Raw genomic sequence first — 13,746 nt, 5'->3', positions numbered from 1 at the left:
CAGTTGTCGACTGGCGGTTACCAGAACCCCCGGTCATGTCGTTAGTTCAAGTGGCGGCACCGACGCGGTGTCGAGGAACACCCGACACGGTGTCGTGGGCCGACAGGCCGATCAGGAGGCGAACTAACGATGGAGTGGTCGGATAGCTGGCGCGGGGCCTTCCGCATCGAGCTGCGCGCGGAGGCGGTCAACCTCGCGTGGCACGGGTGGTCTGTGCTTCCGGGCACCTATCCGGCGGGTGGGCAGTGGGCCGGTCGCGACGGTGTCGAGGACCACGGACCGGTGCCCGTCCACCGCGATTGGCAGGACCGCGTCGGCACCCGCGCGGACCAGGTCGCCACCTGGTGGACCGGCGGCTCCTACAGCATCCTGCTGGCCACCGGCCACGGCGTGGACGCCGTCGAGGTCGACGCCGACCTGGGCCGTCGGGCGGCGGTGGCGTTGCGCGCCACCGGCATCCCGGTCCCGATCGTGGCCACGCCCGCCGGGCGCTGGATGTTCCTGGTGGCCTCCGGCGGTGTGGTGATCGCCGATCCGGGTGTCACCCACCACGCGCAGGGCGAGTACGTCCCGCTGCCGCCGAGCCCGGCCCACCACGGGGTCGTGCACTGGCGGGTCAAGCCCCAGATCTGCGCCTGGCAGCTGCCGCACGCGAACGTCGTGCACGAGGCACTGCTCAGCGCACCGAGCTACGACCTGGTCGCCGCCGACCGGTCGTGATCCCCGTGGCCGTGCCGGGCGACGCCTCCGGGGTCTACCCCGACCACCCCGAGCACGACGTCCAGCACGGCCACCCCGCCCGCCTTGTCCAGCGGATCGTTGCCGTTCCCGCACTTCGGCGACTGAACGCAGGACGGGCACCCGGCCGGACACGCGCAAGCCGCGATGGCCTCCCTAGTAGCGACCAACCACGGGACGACCGCGTTGAACCCGCGGTCGGCGAACCCGGCACCGCCCGGATGACCGTCGTGCACGAACACCGTCGCCTCCCCGGTGTCCTGGTGCAAGGCGGTCGAGACACCTCCGATGTCCCAGCGGTCGCAGGTCGCGAAGAGCGGTAGCAGGCCGATCGCCGCGTGTTCGGCGGCGTGCAGTGCGCCGGGGACGCGCGCCGGAGCCAGACCGGCGCCCCCCGGCGCACTGCCCAACAACCCCGACGACACCGTGTACCAGACCGCCCGCGTCACCAGGGTCAGCGGCGGCAGGTCCAGCACCACCGAGTCGATCACCTGGCCGGACGGCAGCTTCCGCAGGTAGCCGACCACCTGCGAGGTCACCTCGACCTCGCCTAGGCACACCGCCACCCCCGGGAACCGGCGCTCCTCCAGCACCCGCACCACCGAGATGTCCTTGGTGTCCCGCGCGGTGGTCGACCAGTCCGGCCGCTCCGCGTGCACGAGCGCGATACCGGTCTCCAGGTCCAGCCGGTCCACCACGTACGACTCGCCCTGGTGCAGGTAGACCGCGCCGGGGTGCACCGTCCAGTGCGCCGAGCCGGGGTCCACCGTGCCGAGCATCCGGCCCGAGTCCGCCTCCACCACCACGACCTGCTCGCCGCCGGAACCGCGGATGTCGACGTCGGCGTGCGGCCGGTCGCGCGACGTCCAGTACCAACCGTTGGGCCGTTTGCGCAGGACCCCCTCGGCCGTCAGGTCCGCCAGCACCGCGAGCGCCGCGTCACCGCCGAAGTCCGCCGGCGAGTCCGGGGTCAGGGGCAGCTCCGCCGCGGCGCAGGCGAGGTGCGGCGCGAGGACGTACGGGTTGGTCGGGTCCAGCACCGTGGCCTCGACCGGCCTGTGCAGCACGGCGGACGGGTTGTGCACCAGGTAGGTGTCCAGCGGGTCGTCCCGGGCCACGAACACGACCAGGGCGTCCGAGTCGCCGGTCCGACCGGCGCGGCCCGCCTGCTGCCAGAACGAGGCCAGCGTGCCCGGGAAGCCCGCCACCACGACGGCGTCCAGGCCGACGATGTCCACGCCCAGCTCCAGGGCGTTGGTGGTGGCCAGGCCCAGCAGGTCGCCCGACGACACGGCCCGCTCCAGCGCCCGCCGCTCCTCGGGCAGGTACCCGCCGCGGTAGGCGGCGACCCGGCCCGCCAGCTCCGGGTCGACCTCCGACAGCAGGCGGCGGGCGCCCATCGCGGTCAGCTCTGCGCCGACGCGGGAGCGGACGAACGCCAGCGAGCGGGCGCCCTCCACGGTCAGGTCGGCCAGGATGCGCGCGGTCTCCGCGCCGGCCGACCGGCGCACCGGGGCGCCGTTCTCGCCCTCCAGGTCTTCGAGCAGGGGCGGCTCCCACAGCGCGACCGTGCGGCCGGCGCGAGGGGAGGCGTCCTCGGTGACGGCGGCGACGTCCACGCCGAGCAGCGCCCGCGCCGACGCGGCCGGGTCCGCGACCGTGGCGGAGGCGAGCACGAAGGTGGGGTCCGCGCCGTACCGGGCGGCCACCCGGCGGAGCCGGCGCAGCAGCAGCGCCACGTGCGAGCCGAAGACGCCGCGGTAGGTGTGGCACTCGTCGATCACCACGCAGGACAGCCGGCGCAGGAACCGGATCCACCGGGCGTGGTTCGGGAGCACCCCGCGGTGCAGCATGTCGGGGTTGCTGAACACCCAGTTGGCGTGGGCCCGCACCCAGTCGCGCTCCGCGATGGGCGTGTCGCCGTCGAACGACGCGGCGCGCACGCCGGGCAGCCGCAGCTCCTCCACCGAGCGCAGCTGGTCCGCGCCGAGCGCCTTGGTGGGGGACAGGTAGAGGGCGGTCGCCTTCGGGTCGGCGGTCAGGGTGCTCAGCACCGGCAGCTGGTAGGCCAGCGACTTGCCGGAGGCGGTGCCGGTCGCGACCACGACGTGCTCGCCGGCCCAGGCGAGTTCGGCGGCTTCGGCCTGGTGCCGCCAGGGCTGGGGCACGCCGCGTTCCACCAGGGCCGAGGTGACGGTCTCCGGCACCCAGGACGGCCAGGGGACGTGTCGGGCGGGGCGGGGTGGCAGTTCCTCGGTGTGCGTCAGCGGCGATTCGCCGGTCGGCACGCCGGCGAGGACCCGGTCCAGCAAACGACGTCCCTGGTTCGCCACGTTCGGCAGCTTCGCACACCGGGGGTGGGGTGGGGTTCGTGCGGGAGGAGCCGGGGGTGGGGGTGTTGGGGGACCTGGGGTGTGGCGGGGTTGGGGTGCGGTGGGGCTGGCTGGGGCTGGGGGTGCGGCGGGCTGGGGTGCGGTGGGCTGGGAGGGGGCCGGGTCGAGGGGCGGTGGGCCCGGCCAGGCCGAGCTGTAGTACTACGGCTGCTTCGGGTGTGTTCACACGTTGTCCGGGGTACGTGGCGGGGCTGTGGCGCTTCCTGTGTGGATAACGGTGTGTGTACGGATCGACGCGCGTCGTTGCCCTGTTGCGCGCTATGAATAGACTCCGCCGCTATCGCATCCAATGAGGGATGCATCACGTTGTGACGAGGGTGACAGGCACGAAAGTGACCGGCCTCACATCAACGGGATGGCCCTCATCGGGCCAGAAAAACTCACCAGGAGGACGGATGTCCCGGCAATTCCTCGCGGAGGGCTTGGAGCTCTCCGGGGGTGATCGCGGCCTCGTGGCCGTGATCGCCGTGGTCGCGCTGGCCGCCCTGGCCGTCGGGTACGTTCTGCTCCGGGAGGTGCTGGCCGCGGGCCAGGGCACCCCGAAGATGCAGGACATCGCCAAGGCGGTCCAAGAGGGCGCGGCGGCCTACCTCAACCGGCAGTTCCGCACGCTCGGCATCTTCGTGGTCATCGTGTTCGTGCTGCTGTTCGCGCTCCCGGCCGAAGACACCTGGGAACGCATCGGCAGGTCGCTGTTCTTCATCGTCGGCGCGTTGTTCTCGGCGATCATCGGCTACCTCGGCATGTGGCTGTCGACCCGTGCGAACGTGCGCGTCGCCGCCGCGGCCAATGAGACGGGTGGCCGCGAGAAGGCCATGCGGGTCGCGTTCCGCACCGGTGGCGTGGTCGGCATGTTCACCGTCGGCCTCGGCCTGTTCGGCGCGGCGCTGGTCGTGTTCGTCTACACCGGTCAGGCCCCGAAGGTGCTGGAGGGCTTCGGCTTCGGCGCGGCGCTGCTCGCGATGTTCATGCGGGTCGGCGGCGGCATCTTCACCAAGGCCGCCGACGTCGGCGCCGACCTCGTCGGCAAGGTCGAGCAGAACATCCCCGAGGACGACCCCCGCAACGCCGCGACCATCGCGGACAACGTGGGCGACAACGTCGGCGACTGCGCGGGCATGGCGGCCGACCTGTTCGAGTCCTACGCGGTGACGCTGGTGGCGTCGCTGATCCTGGGCACGGCCGCGTTCGGCGTGCAGGGTTTGCTGTTCCCGCTGATCGTCCCCGCGATCGGTGTGCTGACCGCGGTCATCGGCGTGTACATCACCAGGGCCCGCGTCGGCGAGAACGGCCTGTCGGCCATCAACCGCTCGTTCTACATCTCGGCGCTCATCTCCGCGGTGCTGTGCACGGTGGCGGCGTTCGTCTACCTGCCCTCGTCCTTCGGGGCGCTGGAGGGCGTGCCGGAGGCCGTGGCCGCGACCGGCGGCAACCCGCGGTTCATCGCGGCGATGGCGGTCATCATCGGCATCCTGCTGGCCGTCGTCATCCTGTGGCTGACCGGCTACTTCACCGGCACCGAGCACAAGCCGGTGAAGGAGGTCGGGCGCACCTCGCTGACCGGCGCGGCGACGGTGATCCTGTCGGGCATCTCGATCGGCTTCGAGTCCGCCGTCTACACGGCGCTGGTCATCGGCGCCGCGGTCTACGGCGCGTTCCTGCTGTCCGGGTCCGTGGTGGTGGGTCTGTTCGCGGTGGCGCTGGCCGGCTGCGGCCTGCTGACCACGGTGGGCGTCATCGTGGCCATGGACACCTTCGGTCCCGTGTCGGACAACGCGCAGGGCATCGCGGAGATGTCCGGCGACGTGCACGGCGAGGGCGCGCGCATCCTCACCGAGCTGGACGCGGTGGGCAACACGACCAAGGCCATCACCAAGGGCATCGCGATCGCCACGGCCGTGCTGGCCGCGACGGCGCTGTTCGGGTCTTACAAGGACGCGATCTCGCAGGCGCTGGCCGACGTGTCGATCGGCCTGGGCGAGTTGCCGATCTCGTTCTCCAACCTGGTGTCCGACCCGAACGTGCTGGTCGGCGTGGTGATCGGCGCGGCCGTGGTGTTCATGTTCTCCGGCCTGGCGGTCAACGCGGTGACGCGGGCGGCCGGTGCGATCGTGTTCGAGGTGCGCCGGCAGTTCCGGGAGAACCCCGGGATCATGGACGGGTCCGTGAAGCCGGAGTACGGCCGGGTCGTGGACATCTGCACCCGCGACTCGCTGCGCGAGCTGGCCACCCCCGGTCTGCTGGCGGTCATGGCGCCGATCGCGGTCGGGTTCGGGCTGGGCGTCGGGCCGCTGGCCGGGTACCTGGCGGGCGCGATCGCCACGGGCACGCTGATGGCGGTGTTCCTGGCGAACTCCGGTGGCGCCTGGGACAACGCGAAGAAGCTGGTCGAGGACGGCAACCACGGTGGCAAGGGGTCGGACGCGCACGCGGCGACCGTCATCGGCGACACCGTGGGCGACCCGTTCAAGGACACCGCCGGTCCGGCGATCAACCCGCTGATCAAGGTGATGAACCTGGTGTCGGTGCTCATCGCGCCGGCGATCGTGACCTACTCGGTGGGGGCGGACGCCTCGGCCGGGGTGCGGTACGCGATCGCGGCGGTGGCCACGGCGATCATCGTGGCGGCGGTCGTGGTGTCCAAGCGCCGCGGGACGGCCATCGCGGACACGCCGGCGGAGGCCACCACCTCGGCGTGAGCCGCGCGTTCGGTTGGTCTTCCACGTGCAGGAGGAGCGGGGCGCCCGGTGCGGGCGTCCCGCTCTTCCGCGTCGGTGGGGCAGACTGGGGGTGGGTGACGGAGAGGTTGGGAGTGCCCTGATGAGGTTTGTTCCGCTGGTGGCTGCGGTGCTGGTGGTTGCCGGGTGCGGGTCAGGTGGGGACTCCACCGCGCCGTCGTCGTCCGCCCCGCCGGAGGAGGTGGCGGCGGTCGCCTACATGGACAAGGTGTGCACGGCGGCCTCCGCGTTCGTGACGACCACGAAGACGCCGCCCCGGCTGGACGGGGGCGACCCGGTCAAGCTGAAGGCCGACATGGCCGCGTACATGGGGCAGATGGCCGAGGCGTTCACCCGGACGGCCGGTCAGCTGCGGGAGGTCGGGCCCTCGCCGGTGGCGGGGGAGGGCGAGCAGGTCGAGCGGATGGCGGTCACGTTCACCGACATCGCGAAGAACTTCAGCGACGCGAAGGCGGCGTTGGAGGCGGCTGACGCGAACGACCCGGTGGGTGGGTTGCAGGCCGCGGGTGAGGCGATCGCCCGGTTGGACTCGTTCGTGGAGCCGTTGAAGCAGTTGGAGGCGTCTCCGGAGTTGGCGGCGGCGGCGGAGAAGGCCGAGGCTTGTCAGTCGTTGCGCAGGGTGACGCCGCCCGCGGGTGACGCGCCGGAGAGCGGTGCGCCCGGAAGTGGTGCGCCCGGAAGTGGTGCGCCCGGAAGTGGTGCGCCCGGGAGCGGTGCGCCGGGCAGTGACGCGCCGGAGAGCGTTGTGCCCACTTCGTGAGGTTTCGCGGGTTACGGGGCCACCTGGGCGGGGGTACCTGACGGGGGCGCGTGCCTGGATCGGTGCGTCCGGGGCACGGCGGCCGTGGTGTGGGTGGCGTAGTAGGTTGCGCCCTCTGACTTTCACCCTATGGGGGGTAATTGTGAAGGTTGTCCTGAAGCGCCGCGTGGCGGTCGCCGGTGCGTTGGCGGCGGTGTTGATGACCGCCGCCTGCGGGGGCAGCGGGTCTTCGGGCTCGGCGTCCGGCTCTTCGACCGCGGCGGCGGCGACCACCACCACGACGGCGGCGGCCGACGCCGACCCGGTGGAGTGGGCCGGCACGTTCTGCGAGGGGATCGGGCCCACGGTCGAGGGCGTGATGAACCTGCTCAAGACCATGTTCGAGGGTGGTGCCGAGGACCCGGCGGTGCAGAAGAAGGCGCTGCTGGACTACAGCGGGCCGGCCGGGAAGTCGCTGACCGAGGCCGGGGCGAAGCTGGAGGAGATGGGCGCGCCGTCGGCCGACAGCCAGGAGCTGCACGACGAGCTGGTCAAGTTCTTCAGCGACTCCGGGGTCACGTTGACGCAGGTCAACGAGGAGCTGGCGACGCTGGACCCCAACGACCCGGAGTTCGCCACCAAGCTGGAGCAGCTGGGTGGGGACCAGGCCGACCCGTCCAGGTTGCAGGAGCAGGTGAAGAAGCTCCAGAACGACCCGGTGCTGGGTGAGGCGTTCAAGCAGGCCCCGCAGTGCGTGCAGATGACGGAGATGCTCAAGTCGCTGGGCGGCTGACGGCCGGGTCTGACGGCTGGGCTGGTCGGCTGGTTTGGCTGGTTGAGGTTGGCCTGTGGTTGCGTGGGCCTCGATTTGACATGGGGCCCTTACGAGTACCGGAGGCTGGTCGAACCCATGTCAAATCGGGGCCGTTGGTCGGTGCGGTCCGTCGTGTTCCCGGCTTGTGCCTCTTTCGGGTGTTGCGCGAGTCGTACGTTCAGGCCGGGTGAGTCGTACGTTCAGGCCCGGTGAGTTGAGTGTTGGCGCGAGTCGAACGTTCGTGACCACCGTGTCGAACGTTCGGAACGGGTGAGTTCTGCGTTCGCGGTCCCTTGTGGCTGGTGGGGCTGGTGGGTTCAACCCTTCGGAGACTGGTGGGGGTCGAACGTGTGTTCTACGCTGCTTGGCCGTGGGGCAACTGTCCTTCTTCTCGGCGGAGGCCCGGCAGCCTTGTGTCGCTGACCTGGCGGGTTTGCTGTGCGGACCCGGCCAGGCGCTGGGGTTCGCCCGGGGGCGGGCGGCGCGGGTCTCGGTGGGGGTGGACACGGAGGTCCGGGGGCTGGCCGTGGTCGCGGCGTTGGCCGAGCGGGCGGTGGGGGCCCGGGTCGAGGTCGGGGACGAGGGGTTTCGGGTCTCGACCGCTTTCCGAACTGATTTGACCGGGTTGGCCTCCCAGTGGCTTGATGGTGGGAGGAAGGTCGTCCCGCCGGGGTTCGCCCTGGACGGCGGGGTGCTCCGCCTGTGGGCGCTGGCGGCCGGTCGGTGGATCGAGTCCGGGTACTTCCTGGGGCTCGACGCCGGGGCGCCGGACACCCACGAGGCCCTGCGCGGGGCGTTGGGCTCGGCGGGGCTGCCGTCGACGATCTCGGGCGGGCCCGCGCTTCGCGTGGTCGGTCGGAGGCGGCTCGAACGGCTCGCGGAGCTGGTCGGACGGGCTCCGCGGGGGGTCGCTGAGCGCACTTGGCCGGCCGCGTAGCGCGCACTCCTGGCGGAAGATCGGGCACAGTTGTGTCACCCTGTCCCGACCAGGGCTGCCCAACGGCGACAAAGGACAGTGCACACTGGCGGGTTGGGACACAGTGTTCGAAGAGAGCGGGACGGCGTGGCTGGATCGACACGGGCGAAGAAGACAAACGGGGGCGCGGTGACCCGGCGGCTGGTGATCGTCGAGTCGCCCACGAAGGCGCGCAAGATCGCGTCCTACCTCGGACGGGACTTCGTCGTGGAGTCGTCCAAGGGGCACATCCGGGACCTGCCGCGGGGCGCCGCCGACGTGCCGGCGAAGTACAAGGGCATGTCCTGGGCGCGGCTGGGTGTCGACGTCGACAACGCGTTCGAGCCGCTCTACGTGGTCACGCCGGACAAGAAGGCGACCGTCGCGGAGCTGAAGGAGCTGCTCAAGGACGTCGACGAGCTCTACCTCGCGACGGACGGCGACCGCGAGGGCGAGGCCATCGCCTGGCACCTGCTGGACACGCTGAAGCCCAAGGTGCCCGTGCGCCGGATGGTGTTCCACGAGATCACCGAGCCGGCCATCCGCGCGGCCGCCGCCAACCCCCGTGACCTGGACCAGAGCCTGGTCGACGCCCAGGAGACGCGGCGCATCCTGGACCGCCTCTACGGCTACGAGGTCAGCCCCGTGCTGTGGAAGAAGGTCATGCCGAAGCTCTCGGCGGGCCGCGTGCAGTCCGTGGCGACCCGGATCGTGGTCGAGCGCGAGCGCGAGCGGATGAAGTTCGTCACCGCCGGTTACTGGGACGTGTCGGCCGTGATGGACGCCGGGGCCGAGGCATCGCCGCGCAACTTCGGGTCGCGGCTGGTCGCGGTCGACGGGGTGCGGCTGGCGGTCGGGCGCGACTTCGGCTCGGACGGGCGGCTGAAGGAGGGCGCCGAGGTCCGGGTGCTGGACGAGGCGCAGGCGCGGGCCATCGCGGAAGGGCTGGTCAACGCGTCGCTGGCGGTCTCCTCGGTCGAGGAGAAGCCGTACTCGCGCAAGCCCTACGCGCCGTTCATGACCTCGACGTTGCAGCAGGAGGCCGGGCGCAAGCTGCGGTTCTCCGCCGACCGGACCATGCGGACCGCCCAGAAGCTGTACGAGAACGGCTACATCACCTACATGCGCACCGACAGCACCACGCTGTCGGAGACGGCCATCTCCGCCGCCCGCGCGCAGGCCACCGAGCTGTACGGGTCGCAGTACGTGGCGAGCGCGCCCCGCCAGTACAACCGGAAGGTCAAGAACGCGCAGGAGGCGCACGAGGCCATCCGGCCCGCGGGCGAGGTGTTCCGGACGCCGGGGCAGGTCGCGCGCGAGCTGGAGTCCGACGAGTTCAAGCTCTACGAGCTGATCTGGCAGCGGACGATCGCCTCGCAGATGGCCGACGCCCGGGGCAACACCACCTCGGTGCGGATCACCGGGCGCGCCGCCGGCGGCGAGGAGGTCACGTTCGCCTCCTCGGGCCGGACGATCACGTTCGCCGGGTTCCTCAAGGCGTACGTGGAGACCGTCGACGCGGAGGCGGGCGGGGAGTCCGACGACGTCGAGTCGCGGCTGCCGCAGCTGGTGAAGGACCAGGTCGTGACGGCCGCCGACCTGTCGGCGGACGGGCACTCGACCTCGCCGCCGCCCCGGTTCACCGAGCCCTCGCTGATCAAGACGATGGAGGACCTGGGCATCGGCCGGCCCTCCACCTACGCCTCGATCATCAGCACCATCCAGGACCGCGGCTACGTGTGGAAGAAGGGCTCCGCCCTGGTCCCGTCGTGGGTGGCGTTCGCCGTGGTCGGGCTGCTGGAGCAGCACTTCGGGCGGCTGGTCGACTACGACTTCACCGCGGCGCTGGAGGACGAGCTGGACGGCATCGCGGCCGGCCGGCAGGAGCGGACGACCTGGCTGTCCGGGTTCTACTTCGGCGGGAACGTCGGGCCGGAGTCCTCCGTCGGGCGGTCGGGCGGGCTGAAGAAGCTGGTCGGGTCGAGCGTCGAGGAGATCGACGCCCGGGAGGTCAACTCGATCCCGCTGTTCGCGGACGAGGAGGGGCGCACGGTCTACGTCCGGGTCGGCCGGTACGGGCCCTACCTGGAGCGGGACGTCGACGGGACCTCCCAGCGGGCCAACCTGCCCGACGACCTGCCGCCGGACGAGCTGTCGCCCGAGATCGCGGAGAAGCTGTTCGCCACCCCGCAGGAGGGGCGCTCGCTCGGGGTCGACCCGGTCAGCGGGCACGAGATCGTGGCCAAGGAGGGCCGGTTCGGGCCCTACGTGACCGAGGTGCTGCCGGAGCCCGCGGAGGGCAAGAAGGCCGCGAAGCCGCGCACCGGGTCGCTGTTCAAGTCGATGTCGCTCGACGTGGTGACGCTGGACGACGCGCTGAAGCTGCTGTCGCTGCCGCGCGTGGTCGGCAAGGACCCGGAGACGGGCGCGGAGATCACCGCGCAGAACGGGCGGTACGGGCCCTACCTGAAGAAGGGGACCGACTCGCGGTCGCTGACCAGCGAGGACCAGCTGTTCACGGTGACCCTGGACGAGGCGCTGAAGATCTACGCGGAGCCGAAGAAGCGGGGTCGGGCGGCGGCCGCGCCGCCGCTGAAGGAGCTGGGCGCCGACCCCGTCTCGGGCAAGCCGATGGTGGTCAAGGAGGGCCGGTTCGGGCCCTACGTCACCGACGGCGAGACCAACGCGTCGCTGCGCAAGTCCGACAGCGTGGAGGGCCTGTCCGACGAGCGGGCGGCCGAGCTGCTGGCGGAGAAGCGGGCGAAGGGCCCGGTGACCAAGAAGAAGGCCCCGGCGGCCAGGAAGGCACCCGCTCGGAAGAAGGCCCCGGCCAAGTCAAAGGGCTAGTCTCGGGAGCAGCCGACCCCGGGAGGTGGCGTGGACGACTTCGGCCCCGACGGGACGCAGCCCCTGCCACCTCCCCGGCTCTTCCCCGACGCGCTGGCCGGGCTGGTGACGGGCGAGGCGTCGGCGTTCACGCAGGTCGAGCCACCGGTCGTGGTGGTCGTGCCCCCGGTGGTCGTCGAGCCGCCGGTGGTCCACGCCCGGCGCGGGTCGGTCCGCCGACAGGCGCCGCGGCCCACCCCGCTGGTACCGGTGGCGCTCGCACCGCACGCGGCGCTGCCCGCCGAGCCGAAGAAGGGCCGGGGCGCGCTCGCCGGGTGCCTGATCGGGCTGGTCGTACTGGCGGGACTGCTGTTCAACGTCCTGCGTGAGATCATCGAAGCGGTGGCCGAACTGCTGAGGTGAATCTCGCTTCGGTCACCCGTGTGGCGGATGCGGTCATCCGGGTGAGGGACCCCGGCTACGCTGATGGCCTGGCACAACGGGGGTGAGCACGATCCAGGACAGCGGCACAGCGGCTTCGACCAGCCACCGGATCCGCGGCGTGTTGGCGATCCGGCCGTTCCGCAGGCTTTGGGGTGTCACCTACCTGTGCAGCGTGGGCGACTGGCTGTCGTTCCTGGCGCTCACGGGCCTCGTCACGCAGCTGACGGACAGCTACCAGTGGCAGAGCTTCTCGCTCAGCCTGGTGGTGCTGACCCAGCTGCTTCCGGGCATCCTGTTCGCCCCCGTCGGCGGCGTGCTGGCCGACCGGTTCGACCGCCGCAAGGTCATGGTCGTCTGCGACCTGCTGCGCGGCGCCCTGTTCATCTCGATCGCCCTGGTCGGCACCGCCTGGTGGCTGTTCATCGCGAACTTCCTGGTCGGCTGCTGCGCGATGCTGTGGATACCGTCCAAGGACTCCGCGGTGCCGAACCTGATGCGCCGGCCCGCCCAGGTGGAGACGGCCAACCAGCTCGGCCTGGTGATGACCTACGGCATCTCGGTCATCTCCGCGTCCGGCCTGTACGCGCTGATCTCCGGCATCCCCGGCTACCTGCACCTCCAGAGCTCCAACCTGGAGTTCCGGATCGCGACCATCGCCGTGATGGTCAACGGCGCGCTGTACGTGACCGCGGCGATCCTGGTCGCCACCCGCATCCCCGAGCTGTCCGGGCGGATCGCGTCGGAGAACCGGCGCCGCCGGGAGGACGGCGAGGCGCCCGGGTTCTTCGCCATGATGCGGGAGGGCCTGAGGTACGCGGGCCGCACCCGGCTGGTGCGCGGGCTGGTCATCGGCATGGTCGGCGCGTTCGCCGCGGCGGGCGCGGTCATCGGCACCGCGCCGCTCTACACCCTGTCGCTGCTGGGCGGCGCGTCGACGTTCGGCCTGCTGTTCGTGGCGGTGTTCGCCGGCCTGGCGCTCGGCATGGGCTCGGCGCCCCGGATGGCGCGGCAGCTGTCGCACGACCGGCTGTTCGGGCTGACCATCCTGGTCGCGGGGCTGAGCCTGGTGGTGGTGGCGTTCGCGCCGCACCTGTGGGTGGCGCTGGTCGCGGTGGCGTTCGTCGGCGCGTCGGCGGGCGTGGCGTTCCTGACCGGGCTGACCATCGTCGGCTCGCAGGTCGAGGACGAGATGCGCGGCCGGACCGTGGCGCTGCTCCAGTCGCTGCTGAAGGTGGTGCTGGCCATCTCCACGGCCACCGTGCCGCTGCTGGTGTCGCTGGTGCAGCAGCGCACGATCACCGTGTTCGGGCACCCGATGCAGGTCGACGGCACCCGGCCGGTGCTGCTCGGGGCCGGGTTGCTGGCCGCGCTGCTCGGCCTGGTCGCCTACCGGCAGATGGACGACCGGCGCAGCGAGCCGATCCTGTCCGACCTGCTCGCGGCCTTCCGCGGGCGCGGGCGGCACAAGGGCGGCGTGCTCATCGCGGTCGAGGGCGACACCCGGCTGGACACCGCCACGCAGGCGCGGCGGCTGGCCGAGGCGCTGCGCGCGGACGGGCGCGACGTGCTGCTGGCGTCGGACCCGGACCTGGACGAGCAGCGGCTGCGCAACCTGCTGACGACCGCCGACCTGGCCGGCGTGCGGGCGCACGCCCTGGTGGCCGCGGCGGTGCGGGCGGACGTGGTGGAGCGCGAGGTGCGGCCCGCGCTGGACCGCGGCGCGCTGGTCGTGATGGAGCGGTACGTCGACAGCCCGCTGGCGCACTTCAGCGCGGTGGGCAGCGTCGAGCCGCGGGAGGTCGAGGGCCTGGTCGACTGGGCCACCGGGCGGCTGCGGCCGGACGTGACCGTGCTGCTGGACCGCACGCCGTCCCGGGCGCGGGTCGCCGGCGGCGGCGCGATGGAGAACGTCGAGCACCACTGGCGGGTGCGGGAGTTGCTGGCCGAGATGGCCGCGGCCGACCCCGAGCGGTACGTGGTGGTCGACGCGGACGCCACCGAGGACGAGATCGCCGATCGGGTGGCGCGGTCGGTGCTGCCGCTGCTGTCGCGGCGGGCCGGCATGACGTCCCGACCGGTGGCCGAGACGTCCTGACGGA

General features: G+C 71.9%; 9 protein-coding genes. 8 read left to right on the top strand and 1 reads right to left on the bottom strand.

The annotated features are described in order from the left end of the window. Positions 1-129: 129 nt before the first annotated feature. Positions 130-720, top strand: coding sequence for a bifunctional DNA primase/polymerase (locus ACFP3R_RS02255; RefSeq protein WP_380632206.1), 591 nt, complete (start codon positions 130-132; stop codon positions 718-720). On the opposite strand, the gene ACFP3R_RS02250 is transcribed toward ACFP3R_RS02255, so the two are convergent. Beyond that, positions 690-3,071: a DEAD/DEAH box helicase gene (locus tag ACFP3R_RS02250; protein WP_380632204.1), complete on the bottom strand. Its 2,382-nt coding sequence runs from the start codon at positions 3,069-3,071 to the stop codon at positions 690-692. The two genes, ACFP3R_RS02255 and ACFP3R_RS02250, sit on opposite strands and share 31 nt — an antisense overlap. A 455-nt stretch (positions 3,072-3,526) precedes the next feature. Between ACFP3R_RS02250 and ACFP3R_RS02245 the strand changes: the two genes are divergently transcribed. From ACFP3R_RS02245 to ACFP3R_RS02215, 7 genes are all read left to right on the top strand, one after another. After that, positions 3,527-5,830 (top strand): sodium-translocating pyrophosphatase, encoded by a 2,304-nt coding sequence (locus ACFP3R_RS02245; protein WP_380632203.1) that lies wholly within the window; start codon positions 3,527-3,529, stop codon positions 5,828-5,830. A gap of 121 nt (positions 5,831-5,951) precedes the next feature. After that, positions 5,952-6,629 (top strand): hypothetical protein, encoded by a 678-nt coding sequence (locus ACFP3R_RS02240; RefSeq protein WP_380632202.1) that lies wholly within the window; start codon positions 5,952-5,954, stop codon positions 6,627-6,629. Positions 6,630-6,771: 142 nt separating this feature from the next. Then, positions 6,772-7,401, top strand: coding sequence for a hypothetical protein (locus ACFP3R_RS02235; protein ID WP_380632201.1), 630 nt, complete (start codon positions 6,772-6,774; stop codon positions 7,399-7,401). 391 nt (positions 7,402-7,792) lie between these two features. Continuing rightward, the gene (locus ACFP3R_RS02230) at positions 7,793-8,359 is read left to right on the top strand and encodes a hypothetical protein (RefSeq protein ID WP_380632200.1); all 567 of its coding nucleotides are present in this window, start codon (positions 7,793-7,795) and stop codon (positions 8,357-8,359) included. Positions 8,360-8,485: 126 nt separating this feature from the next. Continuing rightward, positions 8,486-11,224, top strand: a complete 2,739-nt coding sequence (topA, locus tag ACFP3R_RS02225; protein WP_380632198.1) for a type I DNA topoisomerase — start codon at positions 8,486-8,488, stop codon at positions 11,222-11,224. Between the two features lie 30 nt (positions 11,225-11,254). Next, positions 11,255-11,626 (top strand): hypothetical protein, encoded by a 372-nt coding sequence (locus ACFP3R_RS02220; protein ID WP_380632196.1) that lies wholly within the window; start codon positions 11,255-11,257, stop codon positions 11,624-11,626. A gap of 82 nt (positions 11,627-11,708) precedes the next feature. Further along, complete coding sequence (locus tag ACFP3R_RS02215) at positions 11,709-13,742, top strand: bifunctional MFS transporter/dTMP kinase (protein ID WP_380632195.1); 2,034 nt, start codon at positions 11,709-11,711, stop codon at positions 13,740-13,742. Positions 13,743-13,746 lie beyond the last annotated feature (4 nt).

The sequence above is a fragment of the Saccharothrix lopnurensis genome, from assembly GCF_042658445.1.
Taxonomy (GTDB): Bacteria; Actinomycetota; Actinomycetes; order Mycobacteriales; family Pseudonocardiaceae; genus Actinosynnema; species Actinosynnema lopnurensis.
This window is presented reverse-complemented; position numbering and strand designations above follow the sequence as displayed.